The following is a 24701-nucleotide window of genomic DNA, read 5'->3' on the forward strand; positions in this document are numbered from 1 at the left end:
GTATACAAAAGGAGATGATCGTATGAAAAAGAAGCATTTGGTGTTCTATGACGCTCAGTGTCCATTCTGTTATCACGTAAAACTTGTCCTTAGGAAATTGGATTGGTTTAACAAAGTAGATTGGGTATCCGTCCAAGAAGTAGATGAAGCGCCTGTCGAGTACCCATACTTACAATACCGCGACATTTATGATGAAATTCATATGCTGACTTCTTCAGGCAGTTTAAAAGAAGGGTACTACGCAATTCGTAAACTCCTAAGCTCCCTTCCGCTAACCGTGCCTATTAGTCTTCTGCTCTACATTCCCTTTGCAGATCGTGTCGGGTCGCCCCTTTACAAATGGTTCTCCCGCCACCGCTATCAATGGTTTGGTCAGTACAATGAGCCTCGCTATGCATAAGGGTTCAGTAAAGAGATAACGGAAAGGCCAAGGAACCAGAGTTCCTTGGCCTTTTTATATCGTTTTATATGCTCCATTTCACACCTAACAGTTCCATATTTTTGAATAAAACAAAGAGGAATAGCTCGTTTTTTGTCGAATATGTTAAATAGATCCAGTAAATGAGCTCTTGGAATTTGAAGGAGGATAAATAATGGACTATAAACAGATTACGATTGCGGGCGGTGGGGTTTTAGGAAGTCAAATCGCCTTTCAATCCGCCTTTTATGGATTTGAAGTTACCGTTTACGACATTACCGAAGAGGCTTTAGAAGAAACGGATAACCGATTCAAAAAGTATATGGGAATTTACCAGAACGCTCTCGAGGCAACAGAAGAACAAGTGGACGCTACATATAAACGTATAAGTATGTCTACAGACCTCAAAGAAGCGGTAAAACAAGCAGATTTGGTTGTAGAAGCGATACCGGAAGTGGTGGCCATTAAAGAAGAGTTCTACACGAAACTTGGGAAGTTAGCACCTGACCATACAGTCTTCGCTTCCAACTCTTCAACATTTTTACCGAGTCAATTCGCTGAATTCACAGGCCGCCCTGAAAAATTCTTAGCCCTGCACTTTGCTAATGAAATTTGGAATAACAACATCGGAGAAGTCATGAAACACGAAGGAACAGACGAGAAACACTTTGAAGATCTATTAGAATTTGCAGGAGCAATCGGAATGGTACCGATCCCGATCTATAAAGAACAACCAGGATACATCTTAAATTCCCTATTAGTCCCCTTACTATCAGCCGCACAAAGCTTACTCATCAAAGGCGTATCAGACCCTGAAACCATCGACAGAACATGGATGATCTCAACAGGCGCACCCGTCGGACCATTCGCCTTCCTAGACATCATCGGCCTACACACTCCGTACAACCTCCAAAAAGCCAAAGGAGACGCAGGAGACGAAGAAGCAGCCAAAATCGCCGAATACCTAAAAACCGAATACATCGACAAAGGTCACACAGGCAAACTAGCCGGAAAAGGATTCTATGACTACCCAAACCCACGTTACCGGGAGAAAGACTTTTTGAAGTAAGGAGCACAACCTTTAGATAATTTTATTTTTCTTTTGTAAAGCGAAGCAGATCTTTGGGTCGTTTCGTATTTCCGTTTCCCCCTAATATGGATAGGTGGTTCGGGAAATTGCGAGACTCCTGTGGCAATAGGAGCCTAGGGGAGACCCCACAGAGAGCGTAGCGAACGAGGAGGCTTCCCAGCTCGCCACGGAAAGCGAGTGATTTCCCGAACCACCTACGCTCAAATTCCGGCAAACGGAAACATGAAGGAATGACTTTAAACCCCGGTGGTACAATACTTTTATAGGATGTTATAATGAGACGTACAATAATAAAAGAACACCTGGAGGCTTTATGCTAACATTTGAACAAAAACTAGCGATTATAGAATCTTTCCCGGAATTAAAACGTAACGACGTCTCCCTTGGACGCGTCAATTTCCACTACGAAGAAAGCGTGATGGATAAGAAAAACGTCGTCTATCACCTGCACCCCAATGGAAACGGCTTTGTTTTCGGCTATTATATTGATGGCGTAGAAACTGATGACCGCGGCATGGTCAACATCCGCGACTTCTCAGAAGAAGACATCAAGGCCATCGTTCGCGATGCCATTGATTCATTATCTCAGCCAGACCAGGAAACATGGGTCAACGACGAAGGACATACACTAGCACTTGTATTCGACTTTGACCTTTGGAATATCTATGCAGGAGACATGCTCGACGGAACCTTCCCGACCTACTCTGCTGCTACAGATTACCTGGAACAAGAAGGCTTCAAGCGTCAATAACCTCAAATAAACAGTGCCTATTCCTTGTTGGAATAGGCACTGTTTTTAGTTTGCGAGCCAATTACTGATCAGTTCAACCGTCTGATCTCGCTGCTTTTCGCCTGAAATGGTTGCTTTTTGGTCCCCTTCTTGAAACCCATAGCTACCAAATTGACCGTGGTTCGCTCCGCCTAAGTCAATATAGGTATGATCTTCCGGTACGTAATTTTTTCCTTCTTTATATTTCTCGCGGTTCATTACCCCATCGTTCTCTCCTGTGATCGACAAGAAAGACAAGTCCGTGCCACTAAGGTCACCGCCTTCATCCGGGTAAGCACCAAGTAAAAAGATGCCTTCAAGGAGATCTTCATGTTCCGCAGCGTATCTCGCCGCCATGGCTCCACCTAATGAATGTCCCCCAATGACGTAAGAGCGATTCCCCTTTTCTTCTATTAACTCATCTGCCTTATCTTGAGCCAGCACGGCCAAATTAAGAGGCATCTTCAAAATGTAAGTCGGATACCCGTTTTCAGCAAGCTTATGAGCCAACGGAGCATAACTCTCTGGCTCCACTAAACCACCCGGATAGAAAAGAATGCTCGTGTCTTCCGCTTCTGTTGGAAGAAAGGAAATCCAGTCGCCCTTTTGCTCTACATCTATTTCATTTGTTCCTTTCATAGCTTCAATCGCTACTTGTGTGGGTTCATAAGGCTGTAAATAAACATACCCTGCAATCCCAACGGCTATAACAAGAACGCCTAACAAGGCTAAGAGCTTTTGCCACCACTTCCACTTCTTCATCACGCCACCTACTCTGTGTTGTTTTGTTACCAGCTTATCACAGAAACAAACCTTTTTACTGTCCCACACTCCCTTATGTTCAAAATAACACTTTTAGTGTAAAATGTAACTAAAAAGGAGTTGGTACTATGAATCGGGCCAAAATCGTCGTTGGGACCTCTTTTCTTGTTAGTCTGTTTCTATATATCTTCGAACAAGGTATCGGCATGCCTTATCCGGTAAAAACAGCTGTTAAACTCCTCTTGTTCATCGGAGTCCCTTTTCTATTCTATGCGTACTTCCCTAAACCACATCTGAAAAAGAAAAAAGAACAATGGAAATCTCCACTGCTCTTCGGCATTGTAGCGTTTGTTGTTCTCCTATGTAGTTATTGGCTAACGAAAGATCTGATTGATTTTACAGAAATACGATCTTATCTTAAAAGGGACCTTGGCATAACACCTACAACCTTTTATGCTGTCGGGTTTTATATCATTCTCGGTAACTCTTGGATCGAAGAATGGTTCTTCCGGGGTTTTATCTTTCAAAACCTTCTATCCCTTGGTAAAAGACGGATTGGATATGTATATTCGTCAGGTTTATTTGCGTTGTACCATTTAGCAAGTATTCAAGGGTGGTTCTCTCTTCCCCTTACACTGGTGGCACTTGCAGGATTGTTTGGCATTGGCATGTTTTTCTCTTTCTTAACGGAGAAGGCAGGAACGTATAAAGGATCTTGGATAGTCCACATGATCGCCGATCTTGCTATTATACTTATTGGGTTACATGCCTTCGGTTGGTACTAGATTGTACTCATCTGACGGTCTTCCACTTGATGTTCCATCAGCTTCAGATCCTCTCGATCAGGGTCATACTCATACTTCCAGTAGTTCTTATATTCCTGTCCATCTTGCTCCCACGTTTTCTGTAAATAGATAATATAGGAATTGTCTTTGTTCTCTACCTTTACGTCTGAAGAAAAAGTTGTATCTAGCTTGCCAGCACTTTGGGTTTGGACGATTTTGGCTTCTTCATCACTTCCTTGGAGCGCCGGGAAATCAGGATGTCTTAATAACGCCTCTTCCAGCGCTTCATTGGAATGTTCTTCTACTCCGTTACTCGTTGAACTAGAGGAACATCCGGCTGCTATAACAAGAGAAAGCATGAGAGTTATATAGGTCAACAGATGTCTTTTCAATACGAAATCCCTCCTCCCCACTCCCATACCCATCTCACATAAATCTACTCCTTTTCCTTTTAGAATTTTTATATGCTAAAGTAAAAAAGAATCTACATACTAGGAGTCGATTATGATGAAACCCATACAAACTGCACTGATTGGATACGGATTATCTGGCCAAGTCTTTCATGCTCCCTTCTTAAAGACGATGCCTCAATATGAACTCGTAGCCGTATCTACATCTAAAGCAGAAAAAGCCAAGCAAGAGTTAGGGGATGTGACGGTTGTAGCCACGCCTGAAGATATTGTACAAGACAAAGAGATTGAGCTTGTTATCATTACAGCCCCAAATGAATATCACTATCCGTTGGCAAAGGCTGCCCTAAAAGCCGGGAAACATGTTGTCATGGAAAAGCCCTTTGTCGTCCATAGCCAAGAAGGAAAAGAATTAGTAGAAATCGCTAAAGATCAAGAGCGAATCATTAGCCCTTTCCATAACAGACGTTGGGATGATGACTTCTTAACCGTCAAAAAGTTAATCTCAAGCGGTGCACTCGGGCAGATCACAAGTTACGAAGCCCACTATGACCGATACCGCCCACAAGTACGGGATCGCTGGAGAGAGAAAGATGTTCCTGGAGCTGGGATATTATATGACCTGGGGGCACATCTTATTGATCAAGCTCTTCATCTGTTCGGCAAACCGGATCAAGTTCATGGAATAACGAAAGCTCAGCGTGCTGGGGCTGAAGTGGATGATTACTTTCACATTATGCTTGAGTACAGTCCTTTACAAGTCATCCTTCACTCGAGTTCATTTGTACGCGCAGCGGGCCCTAAATTCGAGGTCCATGGAACAGAAGGAAGCTTCATTAAATACGGAACAGATCCTCAGGAGAATCAGTTAAAAGAAGGAAAGGTACCAGGAGATGACGGATGGGGAGTAAGCCATGAAGAAAATGATGGTGTACTCACAAATGACAAGCATCCAGAAGGGATACGGATTCCGACAGAGACCGGCCGTTATGAATCGTATTACGAACAATTAGCGGAAGGGATTCGCAAGGGTGAGTCCCTGCCTGTTACAGGTCAGGAAGGACTTGAGGTTATTGAAATCATAGAGTCTATTCTACAAGCATCCCGGCCCTAATGTGCTGAAGTAACCGCTAGTAAAATGCACTTTGAAAGACAATGCTTTTGGCCTCGTGATAAACTAAACTTGTTCTTAAATTGAGATTCTCAAGATAAATAGGAACCAATGAAGGAGGCCATACAGATGAGTGATCGTAAATATATGTTTGATTCCTACTCGTTACCGTCTGGCGTAACGTTAAAAAACCGTGTGCTACTTGCACCTATGACAAACTTCTTGTCTAATGATGATGGAAGTGTATCAGATAAAGAACTAGAATATTATAAACGCCGTTCCGGTGGCGTAGGCGCCGTTATTACGGCTTGTGCAAACGTAAATGAGTACGGGAAAGGCTTTGACGGTGAGATCGGCGTTCACCGTGACGACCTGATTCCAAGCCTAAGCAAATTAGCTGATGCGATTCATGAGAAAGGTTCAAAAGCCATTCTTCAAATTTTCCATGGCGGTCGCATGTGCCCTCCACATCTTATCCCAAATGAAGATGTAGTAAGCGCAAGTGCCGTGGCTGCCCTTCGTCCTAATTCCCCTACTCCAAGGGAAATGACGGAAGAAGAAATTCAGCAAACCATCGCTGACTTCGGCGAGGCTACACGCCGCGCAATTGAAGCCGGCTTTGACGGTGTTGAAATTCACGGAGCGAATACGTATCTGTTACAACAGTTCTTCTCTCCACACTCTAACCGCCGGGAAGACCAGTGGGGCGGTTCTGTAGAAGACCGTATGAACTTCCCTCTAGCTGTAGTAGAATCGGTAAAAGCTGCTGTATCACAGCATGCGAAGAATGAGTTTGTAGTAGGTTACCGTTTATCTCCTGAAGAACGTGAAGAACCAGGAATTACAATGGACGATACGCTACAGCTTGTAGATGTCCTAGCTAAACAAGACCTGGATTACCTTCACATTTCACTGTCTAGCTTTAATCAAGGATCTATGAGAGATGAGAATGATACACGCCCACGTATTGATCTGATTCAAGAACGTGTAGGTAACATCATCCCTGTGATGGGCGTTGGTAGTCTCCATACACCAGACGACGTAGAAGGTGCTCTTGAAAAAGTGCCAATGGTTTCCCTTGGCCGTGAGATGCTAATGGAGCCAGACTGGGTCGAAAAAGTAGCCAAAGGCGAAGAAGACCAAATCCGTACAGCAATGAAGCTAAATCAACAAGAAGAACTAGCCATTCCAGAACCAATGTGGACCAACATCCTAAGCGTTCCAAACTGGTTCCCTAAAGAAGAAGAATAAATTTATATCTTATCTATAAACCAAGAGCTGCCTCCATCTAGGAGGCAGCTCTTTTCACTTTATGACAGGGTGCCAGACACCCTTTACCCCTTCACAGCACTACCACGTGTCAGACACGCTTTATCTCTTCACAGCACTACCGCGTGTCTGACACGCTTCAGTACTTTACTGCATAAAAAAGCCCCTTCATCCGGCCGAATGAAGGGGCTTTTGGTTATAACCTATTATTTGTTTAGGTTGTAGAATGCGTTTTTACCAGCGTAAACTGCTGTACCAGCTAGTACGTCTTCGATGCGTAGAAGTTGGTTGTACTTCGCTACGCGGTCTGTACGAGATGGAGCACCTGTTTTGATTTGACCAGCATTTGTCGCAACAGCGATATCAGCGATTGTAGAGTCTTCTGTTTCACCAGAACGGTGAGAGATGACTGCAGTGTAACCAGCTTCTTTCGCCATTTCGATAGCTTGGAATGTCTCTGTAAGTGTACCGATTTGGTTTACTTTGATTAGGATTGAGTTTGCAATGCCTTCAGAGATTCCGCGGCTTAATTTGTTTGTGTTGGTAACGAATAGGTCGTCACCAACAAGTTGAACACGGTCGCCGATACGCTCTGTAAGAAGTTTCGTACCTTCCCAGTCGTTCTCGTCTAAGCCGTCTTCAATTGAGATGATTGGGTACTTGTTAACAAGCTCTTCGTACCAGTCAACCATTTCTTCAGAAGTACGTGTAACGCCTTCACCTTTAAGGTTGTATTTACCATCTTCGAAGATTTCAGAAGATGCAACGTCCATTGCAAGTTGAACTTCTTCGCCTGGCTTGTAACCAGCCGCTTCGATCGCTTCGATGATTGTAGAAAGTGCTTCTTCGTTAGAACCTAAGTCAGGAGCAAATCCACCTTCATCACCTACACCAGTGTTGTAGCCTTTGTTCTTAAGAACTTTCTTAAGAGAGTGGAAGATTTCAGCGCCCATACGAAGAGCTTCTTTGAATGTTGGAGCGCCAACTGGCATAACCATGAACTCTTGAATGTCCACGTTGTTATCAGCGTGCTCACCACCGTTAAGGATGTTCATCATTGGTGTTGGAAGTTTCTTCGCGTTGAATCCACCAAGGTATTGGTATAAAGGAATTCCAAGGTAGTCAGCTGCTGCGCGAGCTACTGCCATAGAAACACCAAGGATTGCGTTCGCACCTAGGTTACCTTTGTTATCAGTACCGTCAAGTTCGATCATTAGTTCATCAATGATTACTTGGCGAGTTGCGTCGAAACCAAGGATTTCTGGAGCGATTTTTTCGTTAACGTTTTGAACAGCTTGAGATACACCTTTACCAAGGTAGCGATCTTTGTCACCGTCACGTAGTTCTACTGCTTCGTATTCACCAGTAGAAGCACCACTTGGAACAAGTGCAGAACCGAAAGCACCAGATTCCGTATATACTTCTACTTCAACTGTTGGGTTACCACGGGAGTCTAAGACTTCGCGTGCGTATACGTCCGTAATATATGGCATAGTTATTTCTCTCCTTTTTATTGATCAGATTTTTTAATTAAAGATTCGCCTGTCATTTCTTTAGGCTGATCGACTTGTAGTAAGTCTAATAATGTTGGGGATAAGTCACCTAAGATTCCGCCTTCACGAAGCTCAAGACCATCTTTCGTTACGATTACAGGCACATCATTTGTTGTGTGAGCTGTCATCGCTTTGCCTTCAGAATTCGTTACTTCGTCAGCGTTACCGTGGTCAGCCGTAATAATGGCATGTCCACCTTTGTCAGTGATCTTATCAATGATTTTACCTAAACATTCATCCACTGTTTCGATCGCTTTAATGGTAGGCTCTAGCATACCACTGTGACCAACCATGTCAGGGTTTGCGAAGTTTAAGATAATCGCATTGTGCTTGTCTGCATCTAGCTCTTTTAGAAGAGCATCGGTTACTTCGTAAGCACTCATTTCAGGTTGTTCATCATACGTTGACACTTTAGGAGAATCGATTAGGATGCGTTCTTCCCCGTCGAATTCTTCCTCACGTCCTCCGCTCATGAAGAACGTAACGTGTGGGTATTTCTCCGTCTCAGCAATACGAAGCTGCTTCATATTGTTCTGCGCTAATACTTCCCCTACTGTGTTATCCAGGTTAACGGGTTTGTATGCAACGAAACCATCAACGGATTCGCTGAATTTCGTTAACATGACAAAATGAGTATTTTGCGGTGCTTTGTCACCACGGTCAAATTCACGGAAGTCTTCATTTGCGAAGGTACGTGAAATTTGGATAGCGCGGTCTGGACGGAAATTATAGAAGATAATTGCGTCTTCATCTTGAACAGTTGCACGAGGGTTGCCCTCTTCGTCTGTCATAACAGATGGAAGAACGAATTCATCATAAATGTCGTTTGCATAAGAATCATCTACAAGCTCGATTGGGTCCTGGTACGTTGGACCTTCGCCGTATACCATAGCGCGGTAGGCCTTCTCCACGCGGTCCCAGCGTTTGTCACGGTCCATGGAATAATAGCGGCCGGATAGAGTCGCGATCTCACCGACGCCTAATTCGTCCATTTTATCCTGAAGAGCTTCGATATATTTCTTAGCAGATTTCTGACCTACGTCACGGCCATCTAAGAATCCGTGCACATAGACTTTCTCTACACCGCGGTTCTTCGCCATTTCAAGAAGGGCATATAAATGCTCAATATGGCTGTGAATACCACCATCAGATAGAAGACCGAATAGGTGTAAAGCTTTGTCGTTTTCTTTCGCATGTTCCATCGCTTCGATAAAACGATCGTTGTCGAAGAAATCACCTTCACGAATGGACATGTTCACACGTGTTAAGCTTTGGTACACAACACGTCCAGCACCAATATTTAAGTGACCCACTTCAGAGTTACCCATTTGACCTTCTGGAAGGCCAACCGCTTCACCTTTAGCCGTAAGCGTTGTGTGTGGGTATTGCTCCCAAAGACGATCAAAGTTTGGTGTGTTCGCTTGCTTTACAGCGTTACCGTATTCCTCTTCACGCATGCCGTAACCATCTAAGATGATTAGCGCTGCTAGGTTTTGATTACTCATGTTTACCTGCCTCCACTAGAGATAAGAAAGAATCAGGTTGTAAGCTTGCGCCACCTACTAGGGCACCATCAATATCAGATTGAGACATAAGTTCGTCAACATTAGCTGGTTTTACGCTACCGCCGTACTGAATACGGATCGCTTCTGCTGGTTCGCTGCCTGCAAACTCGCTTACTACTTTACGGATAGAAGCACACATTGCGTTCGCATCTTCAGCTGTAGCTGTCTTACCAGTACCGATTGCCCAGATAGGCTCATAAGCAATGATGACATCTTTAACTTGTTCATTTGTTAGGTCTTTAAGAGCAGCTTTCACTTGTGTTTCTACAACAGATTCAGCTTCACCGTTTTCACGTTGTTCATCTGTTTCGCCTACACAAACGATTGGTACAAGATTGTGTTTGAATGCAGCGTGTGTCTTTTTGTTAACAGTTTCGTCTGTTTCAGCAAACAGTTCACGACGCTCAGAGTGACCTAGAACAACGTATGTTACTCCAAGATCTTTAAGCATTTCAGGACTTACTTCACCTGTGAATGCTCCACTCTCTTCAAAGTGCATGTTCTGCGCACCAATTTTAAGATCTGTACCTTCTGCTTGTTGAACAAGTTTAGGAAGGTATGGGAAAGGTGCTACAACAACAGATTCTACTTGATCGAATGAAGGAACTTGACCTTTTACTTCGTCAACGAACTGTGTAGCTTCGCCCATTAGCTTGTTCATTTTCCAGTTACCTGCAATGACTTGTTTACGCATACTGTCACCTCACCTATTATTTATCGTTTAATGCTACTACGCCTGGAAGATCTTTACCTTCCATGAACTCTAGAGATGCTCCGCCACCTGTAGAGATGTGGTCCATCTGATCAGCATAACCAAACTTCTCAACAGCTGCTGCAGAGTCACCGCCACCGATTACAGAATAGCCTTCTGTTTGACCTAGAGCTTCTGCAACGCCTTTTGTTCCGTTAGCGAATGTTTCAAGCTCGAAGACACCCATTGGACCGTTCCAGATCACTAGCTTAGAGTTCTTCACGATATCAGAGTATAGTTCGATTGTTTTTGGACCAATGTCCATTGCTTCCCAATCAGCTGGGATACTATCGATGTTTACCACTTGTGTGTTTGCATCGTTAGAGAAATCATCGCCAACGATTACATCTTGTGGCATGTAGAAATTAACCCCTTTTTCTTTGGCTTTTTCCATATATTGCTTCGCAAGATCGATCTTATCTTCTTCAAGAAGAGATTTACCAATTTCGTAGCCTTGAGCTTTCACGAATGTGTAAGCAAGGCCGCCGCCGATAATCAAGTTATCAACTTTCTCAATTAGGTGATCGATTACGCCGATTTTGTCCTTAACTTTCGCACCACCGATGATGGCAGTGAAAGGACGCTCAGGGTCTTTTAACGCATTTCCAAGGACGCGTAATTCTTTTTCCATTAAGAAGCCAGCTACTGCTGGAAGGTGATGAGCAATCCCTTCTGTAGAAGCGTGCGCACGGTGAGCTGCACCGAATGCATCATTTACATAAAGGTCTGCTAAATTAGCGAATTGTTTCGCAAGTTCTGCGTCGTTCTTTTCCTCACCCGGATAGAAACGAACATTCTCAAGAAGAAGTACATCGCTATTTTCCATTTCAGAAATAGCTTTGTCCACTTCACTTCCGTAAGCTTCATCCGTCTTTGTAACGGTTTGGCCAAGTAGGTCACTTAGGCGTTTCGCTACTGGATCAAGGCGAAGTTCATCAACGGCTTCACCTTTCGGACGACCAAGGTGACTAGCTAAGATTACTTTTGCACCTTGTTCAGTTAAATGCTGGATTGTTGGTAACGCTGCACGGATGCGCGTGTCGTCAGTTACTTCACCATCTTGCATAGGTACGTTGAAATCAACGCGGCAGAAAACTTTCTGGCCTTTTACATCTACATCCTGGATGGTTTTTTTCTCATTCACGTTCACGGATGAGGACCTCCTTTAATATTTTCCTTGGAATGTGTCTAACACCCCTGTATGTACGTTTCCTTTTATTGAAGAAGACAAACGTGTAACAAGGGTTTGATTTGAATTCATAAAAAGAGTCAAATGGTAAAAATGTGGTGGGCTTCCATTCTTTTCATGCTTCTATCAAACAAACATCGCAAAGGAGGAGGTTGCTCTCCTCCTGCACTTTGCGATGGACACACATAATTTATACGGTTAACAGGAGTTGTTTTCCTGCTTATTTACGAAAACTTAAAGACCTTTTTTCGCAAGGTATACAGCTAAGTCTACACAACGGTTAGAGTAGCCGCTCTCGTTATCGTACCAAGAAACAACTTTAACCATGTTCTTCTCGATGCTTAGAGTTGAAGCTGCATCAATTGTAGAAGAAGCTGGGTTACCATTGTAGTCGCTAGAAACTAGCTCTTCTTCGCTGTAGCCAAGGATTCCTTTAAGGTCGCCTTCTGCTGCTTCTTTAAGAGCTTGGTTAACTTCTTCAGCTGTAGCATCAGTATCTAATTCAGCTACAAGGTCAACTAGAGATACGTTTGGCGTTGGAACACGCATAGCCATACCAGTTAGTTTACCTTCCATTTCAGGCATTACTTTCGCTACGGCTTGAGCAGCACCTGTAGTTGTTGGGATGATGTTTTGTCCAGCAGCACGAGCACGACGGTAGTCCTTATGTGGAAGGTCAAGGATTTGTTGGTCGTTCGTGTAAGAGTGGATTGTTGTCATCATACCGCGCTTAAGACCGAATTTGTCATTAAGAACTTTAGCATATGGTGCTAAGCAGTTTGTCGTACAAGAAGCGTTAGAGATTACGTGGTGGCTAGCTGGGTCGTAAGAATCTTCGTTAACACCCATAACTACTGTAAGGTCTTCGCCTTTAGCAGGTGCAGAGATGATAACTTTTTTCGCGCCAGCATCGATGTGTTTTTTAGCATCGTCACGCTGAGTGAAGCGACCAGTAGATTCGATTACGATATCTACACCAAGATCTCCCCATCCAAGGTTAGCAGGGTCACGTTCAGAAAGAACTGTGATCTCTTTGCCACCGATTACAAGGTTAGATCCGTTAACTGTTACTTTCTCATCCAGTTGACCGTGTACAGAGTCATACTGAAGAAGGTGAGCAAGCATGTTAGCGTCTGTTAAGTCGTTGATCGCTACTACTTCTACCTCGTCGTTTTTAAGAGACGCGCGGAATACGTTACGTCCGATACGTCCAAAACCGTTAATACCAATTCTGATTGCCATGAAAAATTCCTCCTTAAGGTATATAGGTGTTTCTATTTCTATCTAAAGGGAAGATCCCTTTATTAGCTCTTTTGCTGCACTCTCATCGGTAATGAGTACATTGGATTGCCCCAGGTTAAAATAAGAAGAAATCGCCTTTGCTTTTGATTTACCACCTGCGACAGCAATAACACAATTAGTATGTTGTAAATCTTCTAATTGAATTCCTACTGTTCGCACTTTGTGCACAATATGGCCTTCTTCATTAAAATAATACCCGAAAGCCTCCCCTACAGCCTTTCCCTCTTGGATCGTGTCTATAACTTCTTGTGGCGTTTTTCGTCGTTCCGCCATCGTAATGGCATCACCAATACCATGAACAACAACACCTGCACCACGAATCAGTTCTAACACGTCCTTAATAGAAGGTTCTTCGATAATGGTCTGATAGGATTCTTCACTGAGTGGATCAGGCACATAAAGAAGACGGTACGTTCCATTCGCTTTCTTTGCCATTTCAGCGCAAATGGTATTCGCTTGATTCTCCATGTGTTCCCCAAGTCCACCTCGGGCCGGGACAAATAAACAGTTTCCTGCTTGTTCAAGCGGAGTCATCATTTCAGCCACAGCTGCAATAGTTCCCCCACCGGTTACAGCTACTGTGTCGTCTCTACGAAGAATTTCCTTCATATACCGAACACACGCCTTACCCATTTCTTGTTTCACCCATGAGAGTTCATCGCTATCCCCAGGTACGATGACTACGTGATCGAGTTGTAAACGTTGTTTGACTTTTTGCTCCAAATCTTTGAAACCTCTTAATTCGTTCATGAACGTTTCCAGCTGAACGATTACATTCTTGCCAGTATTCGTCACATGCATTCCTTTCGTCGTCACTTCAATTAAACCTTGTTCATGTAAAAGGTCAATTTCCGTTCTGACGGTTCGTTCTGCAATGTTTAAATGATCAGCAAGACTTCTTCGTCCAATTGGTTCCATAAGCTGAATTAATGTTAGGGTTTCATATCTTCGTTGCATAATTGATAGTAAATCGGGGAATAGTTTACTCTGTAAGTCAATTAATGCCCTCATGGAAAAGCTCCTTTGCTGTATGTAAGCTGCAGCGGGAGCTTTTTCGTCCCGCCTTGACGTATTCTGTCCCGCTCGGGCCAAAAAAATACCTCAACGACAAGCTTACATATTTATTGTATCAGTCCCCATACCCCCTTGCAACAGACTTGCTAGCCCTTTTTTCTTTGTAAACGGTTACTTAAAGAAAAAAGATCGATTTTCCCATAATCGACTTCTTTCCCGTCTATTTCTACTACAGGGATCATGAGACCGTATCGTTCAATTAACTCATCCTCTTCATAAATATCCCTTTCCCGGATCACAAAATCATAATCATAGGATAGCGTTTCAATTGATTCTTTAGCTTCATCACACAACGGACAATCTTTCTTCGTATATAAAACAATAGTCGTCGTCAAGACGTCACCCCCTCTTCTTTCTTTTAGTAGACGATGGTATGTATAGGGATTCCCGATATTTTGCCACAGTTCTTCTTGAAATGTAAATACCAAATTGATCATAAAGCATTTGGCTTAACGTTTGATCAGAATATGGCTTTTGTTTATTCTCCGTTCGAATCGTTTCTTTTAATAAATGTTTAATGGCTTCCGTTGACGTTTCTTGTCCATTCCTCATCCTCAAACCTTGTTGAAAGAAATCCCTTAAAGGCACAATTCCTTGTGGAGATTGAACATATTTATGACGAACAGCCCTGCTTATAGTAGATACATGAACCCCCGATACCTCAGCCACTTCTCTCATTCGTAGGGATTGCATCTCTTTAGCCCCATATTCAAAGAAAGGGACCTGTCTCTTTACGATCTCTTCCATAATAGCTTTCATATTCTGTTTCCTCTGCTCAATAGCCATCTGCAGCCACTTAGCATGTTGATACTTTTCTTCTAAATAAGCAGATGCTTCTTGATGTTCGTTTGATAAGGCGTACATTTCTTCATCGACGACCACTTTAGGTGTATTCCAAGGAGATAGTCTGACTACCCATTCGCCTTTTACTTTCAACACTTCTCCATCCGGGACAATATAATCCTCTTTCACGGAGGAATACTGAATCCCTGGCCTAGGGTGGCAAGTCTGAATGACTTCTATTGCACGCTTTGCCTCTTCCATCGAAATTCCGTACTCATCTTGGATAGACTCCATGTCCTGGTCCGCCACCCATTGAATATGGTCATAGACGAGCTGAATCATATACATAGGATGTTGGTCCCGTTTTAATTGAATCGCAATACACTCTTGAAGCGACCTTGCTCCAACTCCAGCAGGGTGCAAAGATTGGATAAATGACAAAGCCTCTTCCGTTTCTGCTAAAGAAGCCCCACATACCTTGCTCCACTCTTCCACAGTGATATCCAAATAGCCATGATCATTAAGAGAATCGATACCGTATTGGACCAAAGGAAGAAGAGTAGAAGGGATCGCACTTTCTACCAGCTGATCTTGCAAATGATCATGAAAGGACTTTTCTTGCACAGATTGAACGAACTCCAAGGAACCACTCTGTCCCCCTTTTGGAATCGGAGAAGTAACAGACACTTCAATGAGAGGATTTACTTCGGCTTGGTCTTGAAGAAAGCGTACAAGGTCTTGTCCGTTATAAGCTAGCATTTCAATAGCTTGACTCAACCTTTGCGTCATCTTCCATGTTAACCGCTGCTCTTGATTCAATTGATGCTTCACACAGACCTCCGCCCTTCCTAGAAAACGATTTCATTTACTATTATAGCAAATCTATTTATATAGAAGAAAGCCGCTTCCCTCCCATAATCGGACTACTAATCCCCGCTTTATATTAAAAGGTCCGTTGCGAAAAGAGTGCTTGGGGCGGCTGGCGATATGTAATTGAACGGCCCGGCTTTTTAAGCAATCAATCCTAGGCTTATCCAAAGATTATTAAACGAAAAAGCCCGAAGCGGAAATTCCACTTCAGGCTTCATCTCTTCCATAGAGCTATATTTCTTTACTCTTTACCTTCTTTTTCATCCGAATCTTCTTCCAAGTTATGTTTAGCCTCGTTTTCGGCCATAATCTTCTCTCTTCTGCGGTCTAGCATTTCTTCTTTCTGTTCAGGTGTTAAGTGACGTCCTCGATCAAAGCGATTGAACATATTCTTTTCCACCTTTCATGATAACTAGATTAATTTTACATTTATCCATTTCCTTTAAACGGCATTAGATAAACCTCGCGATACGCAAAACGCCTTCTCTCAATGTGAGAGAAGGCGTTTTTATAAGCGCGCTCGAGAGGATTCGAACCCCCGACAGACGTAGGACCGGAACCTACCGCTCTATCCTGCTGAGCTACGAGCGCATGTCATTAATTTTTCAGGACATATTTCATTATACGGTTCCCATTTTGAAAATTCAAGACCCATTTCACCCTGTATGACCTCTACCGCTTTTGGAGATGCTATCTTCGAGGTGATGTTCTATGTCATTGGCGGTTGGTATATGGGTATGCTTAATCTTTTCATTAATAATAATCGGAGGGCTTGGTATATTTCGTTATCCCATTCCTAGTTTACAAGATGATTCGTACGAGCCTCCTCATCATTCCCCAGGTCTTCGTAAAACTTACTATTCTCTTAGATGTTACGGATTTCTTCCTTATACCCATGTTAAAGTAGGAAGAGTTCAAGTAGATCTTGCTTTGCTAGATGTGAAAGTTGCCATTTTATTTTATAAACCTGAAGATCTATTGCATCCTGTGAGGAAACGCCGTTTGAAGAAGAGGACTAAATTCTTAATTCGAAATGGGTGGAATGTATGGGAGGTAAGAGAGAAGGATTTGTCGAAGAATATTCATCAGGCGATCTGGCAAATACGAGCCCTTAGAAAATAACGCTTATGAACGTTTAGCTTTATAGAAATGGGGAAAAAATGATTGTATGTGTAGCCGGAGCTACATACACTAATATAAGGGATCAAAAGGTCATCTACATAGTAAGCAACAAAACATCAATCCTTTTGTTTGACCTTTTTTGACCTTGCATGTATGATAAAATTAATTCGGTACTTACTTAGTGTTAGAACACGATTTAAAGGAGGAGAATTTCATGAATTTAATCCCTACAGTTATTGAACAAACAAACCGCGGTGAACGTGCATACGATATTTATTCACGTCTACTGAAAGACCGTATCATTATGCTTGGTAGCGCGATTGACGACAACGTAGCTAACTCAATTGTAGCACAAATGCTTTTCCTACAAGCAGAAGATCCAGAGAAGGATATTTCTCTATACATTAACTCTCCAGGCGGCTCCATCACGGCTGGTATGGCGATTTATGACACAATGCAGTTCATCAAGCCAAATGTAGCAACAATCTGCACAGGTATGGCAGCTTCTATGGGTGCTTTCCTTCTAGCAGCTGGTGAACCAGGAAAACGCTCTGCGCTTCCTAACAGTGAAGTCATGATTCACCAACCACTTGGCGGAACTCAAGGTCAGGCATCTGACATTGAAATCCACGCAAAACGCATCATCAAAATGCGTGAGAAACTGAACCAAATCCTTTCTGAGCGCACAGGTCAAGACCTATCCGTCATCGAACGCGACACAGACCGTGACAACTTCATGACCGCTCAAGAAGCAAAAGATTACGGCCTAATTGACAACGTATTCGAACGTAGCCAAGGCTAATTCATGCATTAGAAAAAGACCGCACTGATTATAATCAGTGCGGTCTTTCTTATGCGTAAACTTTCACCTTCGCAGAATCCCAAAGCCAAATAAATAGCGCTGTACTTACAACGTAAACATACCACTCCGGAGTAACAAATGGCGATTGATACTCATTTAATAATGGGTTTATTAACAAATGCACAAGAAAAGACCCCACCAAAAAGGAAAGGAAATACTTCAGGCTATAATTTCGATCGCCGATCTTACGTTGTAAATAGATAAGAATAGGAAGAGCAAATAATAAATAGAGTAGAAAGAAAACGGCAAAGACTAAGAAGATCGCAAAGATCATTCCTTTTGAAACATCTGCCATGAAGCTTAATTCTACAATTAAATAAAAGAACGTCATAGACACAGCTGCTAGTAATATAATGACTAGATTTCGTTTATTCATGAGATCACCTCTTCGACTTCACTCATGAACTTTCCCTCTATCTCCCCATCAAAAACGCTCCTTTTTTTGCCTCCGTTCAACAGTGTAGTTAGGGCCGTTATGTTTAATGAGCGTTTGGGGTGTCTGGGGAACGACTCGCTTTCCACGGGCGAGCTGTCGAGCCTCCTCACTTCGTTGCGGGGTCTCGTCGACCTCTTTCTCCCGTAGGAGTCTCCCCGTTCCCCAGACACCCCTGGCTAGAATTTTACGAACGGCCTTCAGCTTAAGGCCGGCAAAAAAGAAGGCATTTCCTATGTTTCCGTTATTCCCATTACAGAAAAGGTGGGCCTGGAAACTGCGAGACTCCCGTGGGCAGAAGAGCCTAGGTGAGACCCCGGAAGCCGGCTTTGCCGGCTGAGGAGGCTCACCAGCTCCCCACAGGAAAGCGAGTAGTTTCCAGGCCCACCTTCCACTCATCTAAAGTTAACGGAAACAGCGCCCAAACTATGCCAGGTCAATAATGACCTAGCAAGCCTTTATTCATAGCTAGGCGTTCGCAGAATCGGTAGAGGACGATTCCTAAAATGGCATAAAAGATCCCATTCCCGATTAACCACGAATAGTCTACCCATGAAAAGTCACCAAGAGTATACCCATGAATCATAATGTGGCGCATCATATCGACTCCTTTTACAAAAGGAGCAAAAACAAGGTAAGGGGCGACGGAAAGAGGCACAAAAGCGAATGCCATTAAGATAAATTGCAAGATTTGTAGGAACGCGTCTACTTGCTTAAAGATGACAGAGATCCCCGCTATAATAAAGCTCACACCGATCATACTGATGATTGTAAGAAGGAGAATTGGAATGATCGCTCCTATATTTAGATGTAACCATTCTCCTGTCGTCATCATAGAAGCGAAGATGAGTACAATCATTATGGCCAGGTGGATTGCTACCATTCCGAATACACGAGCTAACAGAATTCGCCATGCAGCGATTGGTGACATGTACAACTGCTCTAGGGTTCCGCGCATAGCTTCCATTGTGATAGCTCCGCCAGTGGATTGGAGTGTCATCATCGCGAAATACCAAAAGACATAGTTAACAATGATATATTGCGTATTTGCAGAAGCTTCAGCCGGGTCTCCTACTACTTGTATGCCAAAGAATAGAGCAAGGAATATAATATAAAACGTAGCCAATAAACTTAATGTATTCGGTAAATAACGCTTCATTTCTATAAATTCTTTCTTTGTATTCACACGCAATACCTGGAGGAAACTACTCATGAGACCGCCTCCTCTTTCACTAACCTTCTAAACACTTGCTCAAAATTCACTTGGGTTCGATTAATCGTCTCAATCCCTGTTCGATTGATACTCAGGATGTTCATTAGCTCATAAATAGCTTCTTCGTGTTCTAGGTTCACTTCTAAGGTTAGGTCTTGGAGGTTATAGATTGGGAATTGCTGCTCTAGCTTGGTGAGTTGTTCTTCGGTGAGGGGTTCTTTTAATAGAATATCGTAAGCGCTCGTTTCGAAAAGCTGCAAAAGGTGCTGCACGTATTCATCCGCAATTACTTTTCCACTATTTATAATAACCGTACGCTTACATAGCTCTTGAACGACAGCCATGTCATGTGTACTAATAATAATTGTCTTTCCCTCTTCTTCTGCAATGTGCTTTAGCAAAGAACGGACCTCATAACTCGTTTCCACATCTAACCCTAGGGTTGGTTCATCTAGTAAAATCACATCTGTATCAGCCATTAAAGCTACAGCAATGGCAAGCTTCTGCTGCATACCTCGAGAAAGGTTATTCACAATTTCATGTCGTTTTTCTTCTAATCGAAAAAGGTGGAGAAGGTGATCGATTCGCGTTTTGGCCTCTTTCTTCCTCATCCCACGATTTCCTGAAAAGTACTCGAGATTCTCTTCTACAGTTAGCCGCCAATATACATTTCGATTTCCTTCTAGTACCGCACTTATATGGCGTAAGGCCTTATTTCGCTCTTTCACGCTATCATACCCGTTAATGTGAATAGAACCTTGATCAGGCACAAGAAGTCCACAAATGCTTTTAATCGTGGTCGTTTTCCCTGCACCGTTTGGTCCTAAAAGACCTACGATTTCTCCTCTCCCCACAGAGAAAGACACACCATCTACAGCTATAAATTCTTCTTTGGTTTTCCGCTTCTTATACCCTTTCCGAATACCGTTTACTTCAATAATGGTTTCCATATAATCCTCCCTTTACCGTTTCTATACCCCTATTATAGTTTCCATTTCCAATTCCCTCCTCCTACCTAAGGGGAGATTTTGCTCCGCCTCTGGTCGGAACTTGCTTTGGAATTAGTGAATTGCCAAGCATATGAAACGATAAAAAGCATCCGCTATCATCCTTACGTCTAAAAGCACATAAAAAGCTCGAGAATCGATTCCATATCGATCCTCGAGCTTTGTTGTTCATTTCTTCACATTCAATTCATCACGAACACCTATTGGCTGGTCACAAACTCCACGAGCTTCTCAATAGCGTTATCCTGATCTGTTCCTTCTGCTTGAAGTTTAATCGTTTCTCCTGGTCCAACGGCAACACTCATGAGTCCCATAATACTCTTCGCATTTACTCGTTTCCCCTCTTTTTCTAAAAAGATATCGGATGAAAAGCGATTGGCTTCCTGGACGAATAATGCAGCTGGCCTAGCTTGTAATCCGGTACTTAATTCTACTGTTACAGACCGCTCGATCACTCCAATTCTCCTCTCTCTGTCATCTATTTAGGTAAAAATAGTCCTTATTTCGAAAGCGCTATCACATCTTTGTAAGAAAAAACGCTTCCGATAAGAAGCGTCGAAATTTTAAGATTATTATACCACGAACCCCGTAAAAAAGGAATGAAAATCCGTTATTTAGCGGCAAGTTCTCCTTTTCGAAGTTTGTCAGCAAATTCATCTATTTTGCGAAGCCTATGATTAATACCAGACTTACTTATAGTAGGAGACATCAGTTCTCCCAATTCTTTAAGCGTCACATCCTGGTGTTGAACGCGGAGGACGGCAAGTTCTTGTAATTTATCTGGTAAAGCTTCTAGTCCTACTGTACCTTGAATCAATTTTATATTTTCGACTTGGCGGAATGCTGCACCAATCGTTTTATTTAGATTCGCGGTTTCGCAGTTCACCAGACGATTCACGGAATTTCTCATATCACGCATAATACGGACGTCTTCAAACTTAAGGAGCGCCTGGTGACCTCCAATGATATTGAGGAATTCTGTTATCTTCTCAGCCTCTTTTAAATAGCAAATGTAACCCTTGCGTCGTTCGATCGCTCGTGCATGAAGATCGAACTGATTCATCAGTTCACAGAGAGATTCGTTATGATCTTCATAAAACGTGAAGATCTCCATGTGATAGGAAGACGTTTCCGGATTATTAACAGAGCCGCCCGCGAGGAACGCTCCACGTAAATAAGCGCGCATACAGCAGGATTTCTGCTGATATTTCTTTGAGATTGTACGAATCAGTGTAAAGGGCTCTTCTAATATTTCTAAATCCTTTAACAGAGTTCGAACATTCTCTTTCATACGCACAATATAGACGTTATTTTTCTTTAAACGCATTTTCTTTCGTACTAAAAGCTCGACAGGAAGCTCGTACAATTTCTTTACGAGTGTATAAATCCGACGTGCAATGGCTGCATTTTCCGTTTGGACATCTAAAATGTAGTTCCGATTGGAAAACGAGATGGAGCCATTCATTCGGATTAATGCTGCTAATTCAGCTTCCATGCAGCACGGCTCCACTTCGATGCCGGTTAATTCTTTTTTGGTTTCAGAAGCAAATGACAACCCTCTCACCTCCTCTACACCAATATTCTATTATGAACTACGACTGATTTAGCATAGAAAATAATAGTTTGGCGACTTTTGTTGTATCGTGGCGTAATGACGTTTGATTTGGATCAATAATATCGCCTTCAATGACGTTAATGCCCATTTTACGTAATTGATCTTGATCGTTAATAACAGGCGATGCATGTTCAACAGCGTACATCTCCCGCACTTCACCATCAATCACCTGGTTATGAACAATAATGGAATGAAGGCATCCTTCTCCAATATGATCTTGAATCGCCTGCACATGATCAGATGCTGTGTAATCCGTTGTTTCTCCGTACTGAGTCATCACATTACACACGTAGACAACTTCACCTTGCGTTTCGCGTAAAGCATCTCCGATTTGAGACACAATCATATTGGGTAAAGTACTTGTATATAAACTCCCAGGCGCAATAACAACCAAGTCTGCTTCTTTCACGGCTTTAACCGCTTCAGGCAGTGGTTGAACAGGCTCAGGGCTTAGAAAGACTCGTTTGATCTTCTTGCCTGATGCAGGAATCTTTGACTCACCTGAAACGACAGACCCATCCATCATTTCAGCATGAAGGAACATATTTTGGTTTGCAATAGGATAAATATTTCCTTTTACGTTTAAAACACGAGAGATCTCCTTTATGCCGTGAAAGAAATCACCAGTGATTGAATTCATAGCAGCCAGCAGTAGATTTCCCATAGAATGGCCAGATAGTCCATTACCATTCGCAAAACGATGCTGGAATAAGTCCAAAAGCATCGGTTCCGCATCAGATAATGCAGCTATGACATTCCGAATATCACCTGGAGCTGGCATCGATAACTCTTCACGTAAACGTCCAGAGCTTCCCCCATCATCAGCAACTGTAACAATGGCTGACAGGTCAATTGGGAAGGACTTTAAACCTCTTAGCAAGACCGGCATCCCTGTCCCTCCCCCAAGTACAACCACTCGAGGCAAAGCTGTTTTTGGCATAGTTATTTTCCCTTTCTTTTATCGACGTCTCGGTGGGTAACGTGCGCAACATAGTCTTTCGAAAAGTGGTTGGCAATATGTTCAGCAATGGCTACGGATCGGTGCTGTCCACCTGTGCAGCCAATGGCAATGACAAGCTGACTCTTCCCTTCCCTTTTGTATTGCGGCAACATATACCCTAATAAGTCGAGCAGCTTCTCCAAGAACTGATTGGTTTCCGTCCATTTAAAGACATATGTGGATACCTCTTCATCTAAACCGGTTAACGGACGCATTTGTTCCACATAGTGCGGATTAGGCAGAAAACGAACATCAAATACAAGATCAGCATCAATCGGCAAGCCGTATTTAAATCCAAAGGAAACGACTTGCACAGAGAAAACTTGTTGAGTTTTCTCCGCATAAGATTCAAGAATGCGCTCCCGAAGCTCACGCGGCTTCAGTTTTGTTGTATCTATAATTTGTTGGGCACGCCCACGTAATTCATCCAACATGAGGCGTTCTTGCTGTATGCCTTCCATTGGCAACCCTTCCGGAGCCAATGGATGAGATCTACGGGTTTCCTTATAACGGGATACAAGCGATTGGTTCTCTGCGTCGAGGAACAGAATGTGTTCGTTCAATCCGTCTTCTTTAGACAAACGGTCCAGCGCTTCAAACAGCGTATCGAAGAACTCTCTTCCCCGCAAATCCATAACAAGGGCGACTTTCTGTATATTATTCTTAGGATCCTTCATTAATTCTAAGAACTTTGGAAGTAGCGCAGGCGGCAAATTATCCACACAGAAAAAGCCCAAATCTTCAAAGCTTTGAACTGCGACTGTTTTTCCGGCACCAGACATTCCTGTAATGATTACGAGTTGGGTATCTTGTGTTTGATCTACCATGTTTCCATCGCTCCCTTTTTATGGATTCATTGGATCAAGTGTAACATCTAATAACTCAAAATCCGTTGTGTACATAAAGGTGCCATATAGTATTGAATCATTGTTTAATATATGTTGAAGATAGTACTTGTCTCCTTCAGCCATAGGCTTTTTCAGAACCTCTGGCACAGGTACCCATTCAAGATCCCCTTCAGGACTTTCTCCCTTCAACGTTCCTGTATAATCTTCACTGTAAAACGTGAACATCATCCATTCATGAGCTACCTCTTCACCGTCTTTCATAATGAAGGTAAATACACTACGAAGCTGTGGATCTTTAAGTGTTAACCCTGTTTCTTCTCTGTATTCCCGTGCTGCTGTTTCTTTTATATGCTCTCCCTGCTCCATCTTCCCACCAGGTACGACATACCAGCCCCTGCGCGGTTTCTTGAGCATCAATACTTCATCGTTTTTCCGTAAAACTGTATTCGTAACTCGCTGCACATTATTCACCTCATTTAAAAAATGCGAGAGGCATTCTTCTTTTATTATACTATGATTTATTAGGTTAGAAAAGCGCAGGCGACTGTTCAGCCCCGTACGCATAAGTAAGCTGACGGAAGTTCGCGTAGCGAACTGTAGGCAGATTGCTTATGACGCTAGGGGCTAGGAGCCAGAGCTAGACATGAAAAGCGCAGGCGGGGAAGGTTAGGGCCGTACGGATAAGCAAGATACTGTAAGTTCGCGTAGCGAACTGAAAGTAGATTGCTTATCGCGCTAGGCCCTCCCCGCCAGAGCTAGACACCAAAACCGCCGACCGCTTATCTCATTAGACAAAAAAAGGGGCACAGGCATTATGCCTGTGCCAAATATATTTATTAAAAGGGGGTCAATTAGTTAATTATATTGTACCCCATAATTGTTTCATGCGTGTTACAGCAG

At 42.9% G+C, this 24701-nt stretch carries 27 protein-coding genes and 1 tRNA gene; 8 read left to right on the forward strand and 20 right to left on the reverse strand.

The window, feature by feature from the left end; all coding sequences use genetic code 11:
* Positions 1–22: 22 nt before the first annotated feature.
* The 3 genes from LQ226_RS16190 to LQ226_RS16200 all read left to right on the forward strand — a co-directional run bounded on the left by LQ226_RS16190 (position 23) and on the right by LQ226_RS16200 (position 2259).
* Positions 23–400 (forward strand): thiol-disulfide oxidoreductase DCC family protein, encoded by a 378-nt coding sequence (locus tag LQ226_RS16190; protein ID WP_231418997.1) that lies wholly within the window; start codon positions 23–25, stop codon positions 398–400.
* Between the two features lie 193 nt (positions 401–593).
* On the forward strand, positions 594–1487 hold the full coding sequence (locus LQ226_RS16195; RefSeq protein WP_231418998.1) for a 3-hydroxyacyl-CoA dehydrogenase: 894 nt from the start codon (positions 594–596) through the stop codon (positions 1485–1487).
* Positions 1488–1821: 334 nt separating this feature from the next.
* Complete coding sequence (locus tag LQ226_RS16200) at positions 1822–2259, forward strand: hypothetical protein (protein WP_231418999.1); 438 nt, start codon at positions 1822–1824, stop codon at positions 2257–2259.
* Between the two features lie 45 nt (positions 2260–2304).
* On the opposite strand, the gene LQ226_RS16205 is transcribed toward LQ226_RS16200, so the two are convergent.
* Positions 2305–3039 (reverse strand): alpha/beta hydrolase, encoded by a 735-nt coding sequence (locus tag LQ226_RS16205; protein ID WP_231419000.1) that lies wholly within the window; start codon positions 3037–3039, stop codon positions 2305–2307.
* Positions 3040–3167: 128 nt separating this feature from the next.
* Between LQ226_RS16205 and LQ226_RS16210 the strand changes: the two genes are divergently transcribed.
* Positions 3168–3824, forward strand: coding sequence for a CPBP family intramembrane glutamic endopeptidase (locus LQ226_RS16210; protein ID WP_231419001.1), 657 nt, complete (start codon positions 3168–3170; stop codon positions 3822–3824).
* Here the strand turns inward: LQ226_RS16210 and LQ226_RS16215 are convergent.
* Positions 3821–4216, reverse strand: a complete 396-nt coding sequence (locus LQ226_RS16215; protein WP_231419002.1) for a hypothetical protein — start codon at positions 4214–4216, stop codon at positions 3821–3823. The two genes, LQ226_RS16210 and LQ226_RS16215, sit on opposite strands and share 4 nt — an antisense overlap.
* A gap of 115 nt (positions 4217–4331) precedes the next feature.
* Here LQ226_RS16215 and LQ226_RS16220 point away from each other — a divergent pair, with 115 nt between their 5' ends.
* Both LQ226_RS16220 and LQ226_RS16225 read left to right on the forward strand, forming a co-directional pair.
* On the forward strand, positions 4332–5348 hold the full coding sequence (locus LQ226_RS16220; protein WP_231419056.1) for an oxidoreductase: 1017 nt from the start codon (positions 4332–4334) through the stop codon (positions 5346–5348).
* 126 nt (positions 5349–5474) lie between these two features.
* The gene (locus LQ226_RS16225) at positions 5475–6596 is read left to right on the forward strand and encodes an NADH-dependent flavin oxidoreductase (protein ID WP_231419003.1); all 1122 of its coding nucleotides are present in this window, start codon (positions 5475–5477) and stop codon (positions 6594–6596) included.
* Between the two features lie 224 nt (positions 6597–6820).
* Here the strand turns inward: LQ226_RS16225 and eno are convergent, their stop codons facing one another.
* The 10 genes from eno to LQ226_RS16275 all read right to left on the reverse strand — a co-directional run bounded on the left by eno (position 6821) and on the right by LQ226_RS16275 (position 16292).
* Positions 6821–8107: a phosphopyruvate hydratase gene (eno, locus tag LQ226_RS16230; RefSeq protein ID WP_231419004.1), complete on the reverse strand. Its 1287-nt coding sequence runs from the start codon at positions 8105–8107 to the stop codon at positions 6821–6823.
* Positions 8108–8124: 17 nt separating this feature from the next.
* Positions 8125–9672 carry a 2,3-bisphosphoglycerate-independent phosphoglycerate mutase gene (gpmI, locus tag LQ226_RS16235; protein WP_231419005.1) on the reverse strand — a complete coding sequence of 516 codons (1548 nt, stop codon included), beginning with the start codon at positions 9670–9672 and terminating at the stop codon, positions 8125–8127.
* Positions 9665–10426, reverse strand: coding sequence for a triose-phosphate isomerase (gene tpiA, locus LQ226_RS16240; RefSeq protein WP_231419006.1), 762 nt, complete (start codon positions 10424–10426; stop codon positions 9665–9667). The genes gpmI and tpiA overlap by 8 nt, the downstream gene beginning before the upstream one ends.
* Before the next feature lie 16 nt (positions 10427–10442).
* A complete protein-coding gene (locus LQ226_RS16245; RefSeq protein WP_231419007.1) occupies positions 10443–11627 on the reverse strand; it encodes a phosphoglycerate kinase in 1185 nt (394 codons plus the stop codon).
* A gap of 279 nt (positions 11628–11906) precedes the next feature.
* Positions 11907–12914 carry a type I glyceraldehyde-3-phosphate dehydrogenase gene (gene gap / locus LQ226_RS16250; protein ID WP_231419008.1) on the reverse strand — a complete coding sequence of 336 codons (1008 nt, stop codon included), beginning with the start codon at positions 12912–12914 and terminating at the stop codon, positions 11907–11909.
* Between the two features lie 42 nt (positions 12915–12956).
* A complete protein-coding gene (locus LQ226_RS16255; protein WP_231419009.1) occupies positions 12957–13985 on the reverse strand; it encodes a sugar-binding transcriptional regulator in 1029 nt (342 codons plus the stop codon).
* A gap of 149 nt (positions 13986–14134) precedes the next feature.
* Positions 14135–14383 carry a glutaredoxin family protein gene (locus LQ226_RS16260; protein WP_231419010.1) on the reverse strand — a complete coding sequence of 83 codons (249 nt, stop codon included), beginning with the start codon at positions 14381–14383 and terminating at the stop codon, positions 14135–14137.
* Between the two features lie 4 nt (positions 14384–14387).
* The gene (gene rpoN, locus LQ226_RS16265; RefSeq protein ID WP_231419011.1) at positions 14388–15662 is read right to left on the reverse strand and encodes an RNA polymerase factor sigma-54; all 1275 of its coding nucleotides are present in this window, start codon (positions 15660–15662) and stop codon (positions 14388–14390) included.
* Positions 15663–15942: 280 nt separating this feature from the next.
* Positions 15943–16089: a hypothetical protein gene (locus tag LQ226_RS16270; RefSeq protein ID WP_231419012.1), complete on the reverse strand. Its 147-nt coding sequence runs from the start codon at positions 16087–16089 to the stop codon at positions 15943–15945.
* A 127-nt stretch (positions 16090–16216) separates the two neighbouring features.
* Positions 16217–16292: transfer RNA gene (locus tag LQ226_RS16275), tRNA-Arg, on the reverse strand.
* A gap of 120 nt (positions 16293–16412) precedes the next feature.
* Here LQ226_RS16275 and LQ226_RS16280 point away from each other — a divergent pair.
* Positions 16413–16823, forward strand: a complete 411-nt coding sequence (locus LQ226_RS16280) for a hypothetical protein (RefSeq protein ID WP_231419013.1) — start codon at positions 16413–16415, stop codon at positions 16821–16823.
* Positions 16824–17037: 214 nt separating this feature from the next.
* Positions 17038–17625: an ATP-dependent Clp endopeptidase proteolytic subunit ClpP gene (gene clpP, locus LQ226_RS16285; RefSeq protein ID WP_231419014.1), complete on the forward strand. Its 588-nt coding sequence runs from the start codon at positions 17038–17040 to the stop codon at positions 17623–17625.
* A 49-nt stretch (positions 17626–17674) separates the two neighbouring features.
* On the opposite strand, the gene LQ226_RS16290 is transcribed toward clpP, so the two are convergent.
* The 8 genes from LQ226_RS16290 to LQ226_RS16325 form a co-directional block, all read right to left on the reverse strand.
* A complete protein-coding gene (locus tag LQ226_RS16290) occupies positions 17675–18061 on the reverse strand; it encodes a UPF0715 family protein (protein ID WP_231419015.1) in 387 nt (128 codons plus the stop codon).
* Positions 18062–18554: 493 nt separating this feature from the next.
* On the reverse strand, positions 18555–19331 hold the full coding sequence (locus tag LQ226_RS16295) for an ABC transporter permease (protein ID WP_231419016.1): 777 nt from the start codon (positions 19329–19331) through the stop codon (positions 18555–18557).
* Entirely contained in the window at positions 19328–20281 is a 954-nt protein-coding gene (locus tag LQ226_RS16300) for an ABC transporter ATP-binding protein (protein ID WP_231419017.1), read from the reverse strand. The genes LQ226_RS16295 and LQ226_RS16300 overlap by 4 nt, the downstream gene beginning before the upstream one ends.
* Positions 20282–20538: 257 nt before the next feature.
* Positions 20539–20793, reverse strand: a complete 255-nt coding sequence (locus LQ226_RS16305) for an HPr family phosphocarrier protein (protein ID WP_231419018.1) — start codon at positions 20791–20793, stop codon at positions 20539–20541.
* A gap of 155 nt (positions 20794–20948) precedes the next feature.
* Positions 20949–21893: a DNA-binding protein WhiA gene (gene whiA, locus LQ226_RS16310; RefSeq protein ID WP_231419019.1), complete on the reverse strand. Its 945-nt coding sequence runs from the start codon at positions 21891–21893 to the stop codon at positions 20949–20951.
* A gap of 37 nt (positions 21894–21930) precedes the next feature.
* Complete coding sequence (locus tag LQ226_RS16315; protein ID WP_231419020.1) at positions 21931–22893, reverse strand: gluconeogenesis factor YvcK family protein; 963 nt, start codon at positions 22891–22893, stop codon at positions 21931–21933.
* A 2-nt stretch (positions 22894–22895) separates the two neighbouring features.
* Positions 22896–23780 (reverse strand): RNase adapter RapZ, encoded by an 885-nt coding sequence (gene rapZ, locus LQ226_RS16320; protein ID WP_231419021.1) that lies wholly within the window; start codon positions 23778–23780, stop codon positions 22896–22898.
* A gap of 18 nt (positions 23781–23798) precedes the next feature.
* On the reverse strand, positions 23799–24263 hold the full coding sequence (locus tag LQ226_RS16325) for an 8-oxo-dGTP diphosphatase (RefSeq protein ID WP_231419057.1): 465 nt from the start codon (positions 24261–24263) through the stop codon (positions 23799–23801).
* Between the last annotated feature and the right edge of the window lie 438 nt (positions 24264–24701).

It is taken from the genome of Pontibacillus sp. HN14, assembly GCF_021129245.1.
GTDB lineage: Bacteria > Bacillota > Bacilli > Bacillales > BH030062 > Pontibacillus.

Excerpts from the sequence above, each read along its gene's own strand:
- LQ226_RS16210 (WP_231419001.1), top strand. The coding sequence starts at position 3,168 with ATGAATCGGGCCAAAATCGTCGTTGGGACCTCTTTTCTTGTTAGTCTG.
- LQ226_RS16205 (WP_231419000.1), bottom strand. The coding sequence starts at position 3,039 with ATGAAGAAGTGGAAGTGGTGGCAAAAGCTCTTAGCCTTGTTAGGCGTT.
- LQ226_RS16200 (WP_231418999.1), top strand. The coding sequence starts at position 1,822 with ATGCTAACATTTGAACAAAAACTAGCGATTATAGAATCTTTCCCGGAA.
- clpP (WP_231419014.1), top strand. The coding sequence starts at position 17,038 with ATGAATTTAATCCCTACAGTTATTGAACAAACAAACCGCGGTGAACGT.
- tpiA (WP_231419006.1), bottom strand. The coding sequence starts at position 10,426 with ATGCGTAAACAAGTCATTGCAGGTAACTGGAAAATGAACAAGCTAATG.
- LQ226_RS16190 (WP_231418997.1), top strand. The coding sequence starts at position 23 with ATGAAAAAGAAGCATTTGGTGTTCTATGACGCTCAGTGTCCATTCTGT.
- rapZ (WP_231419021.1), bottom strand. The coding sequence starts at position 23,780 with ATGGTAGATCAAACACAAGATACCCAACTCGTAATCATTACAGGAATG.
- LQ226_RS16295 (WP_231419016.1), bottom strand. The coding sequence starts at position 19,331 with ATGAGTAGTTTCCTCCAGGTATTGCGTGTGAATACAAAGAAAGAATTT.
- eno (WP_231419004.1), bottom strand. The coding sequence starts at position 8,107 with ATGCCATATATTACGGACGTATACGCACGCGAAGTCTTAGACTCCCGT.
- LQ226_RS16195 (WP_231418998.1), top strand. The coding sequence starts at position 594 with ATGGACTATAAACAGATTACGATTGCGGGCGGTGGGGTTTTAGGAAGT.
- LQ226_RS16290 (WP_231419015.1), bottom strand. The coding sequence starts at position 18,061 with ATGAATAAACGAAATCTAGTCATTATATTACTAGCAGCTGTGTCTATG.
- LQ226_RS16270 (WP_231419012.1), bottom strand. The coding sequence starts at position 16,089 with ATGTTCAATCGCTTTGATCGAGGACGTCACTTAACACCTGAACAGAAA.
- LQ226_RS16300 (WP_231419017.1), bottom strand. The coding sequence starts at position 20,281 with ATGGAAACCATTATTGAAGTAAACGGTATTCGGAAAGGGTATAAGAAG.
- LQ226_RS16220 (WP_231419056.1), top strand. The coding sequence starts at position 4,332 with ATGAAACCCATACAAACTGCACTGATTGGATACGGATTATCTGGCCAA.
- LQ226_RS16315 (WP_231419020.1), bottom strand. The coding sequence starts at position 22,893 with ATGCCAAAAACAGCTTTGCCTCGAGTGGTTGTACTTGGGGGAGGGACA.
- LQ226_RS16225 (WP_231419003.1), top strand. The coding sequence starts at position 5,475 with ATGAGTGATCGTAAATATATGTTTGATTCCTACTCGTTACCGTCTGGC.
- LQ226_RS16280 (WP_231419013.1), top strand. The coding sequence starts at position 16,413 with ATGTCATTGGCGGTTGGTATATGGGTATGCTTAATCTTTTCATTAATA.
- LQ226_RS16255 (WP_231419009.1), bottom strand. The coding sequence starts at position 13,985 with ATGAGGGCATTAATTGACTTACAGAGTAAACTATTCCCCGATTTACTA.
- gap (WP_231419008.1), bottom strand. The coding sequence starts at position 12,914 with ATGGCAATCAGAATTGGTATTAACGGTTTTGGACGTATCGGACGTAAC.
- gpmI (WP_231419005.1), bottom strand. The coding sequence starts at position 9,672 with ATGAGTAATCAAAACCTAGCAGCGCTAATCATCTTAGATGGTTACGGC.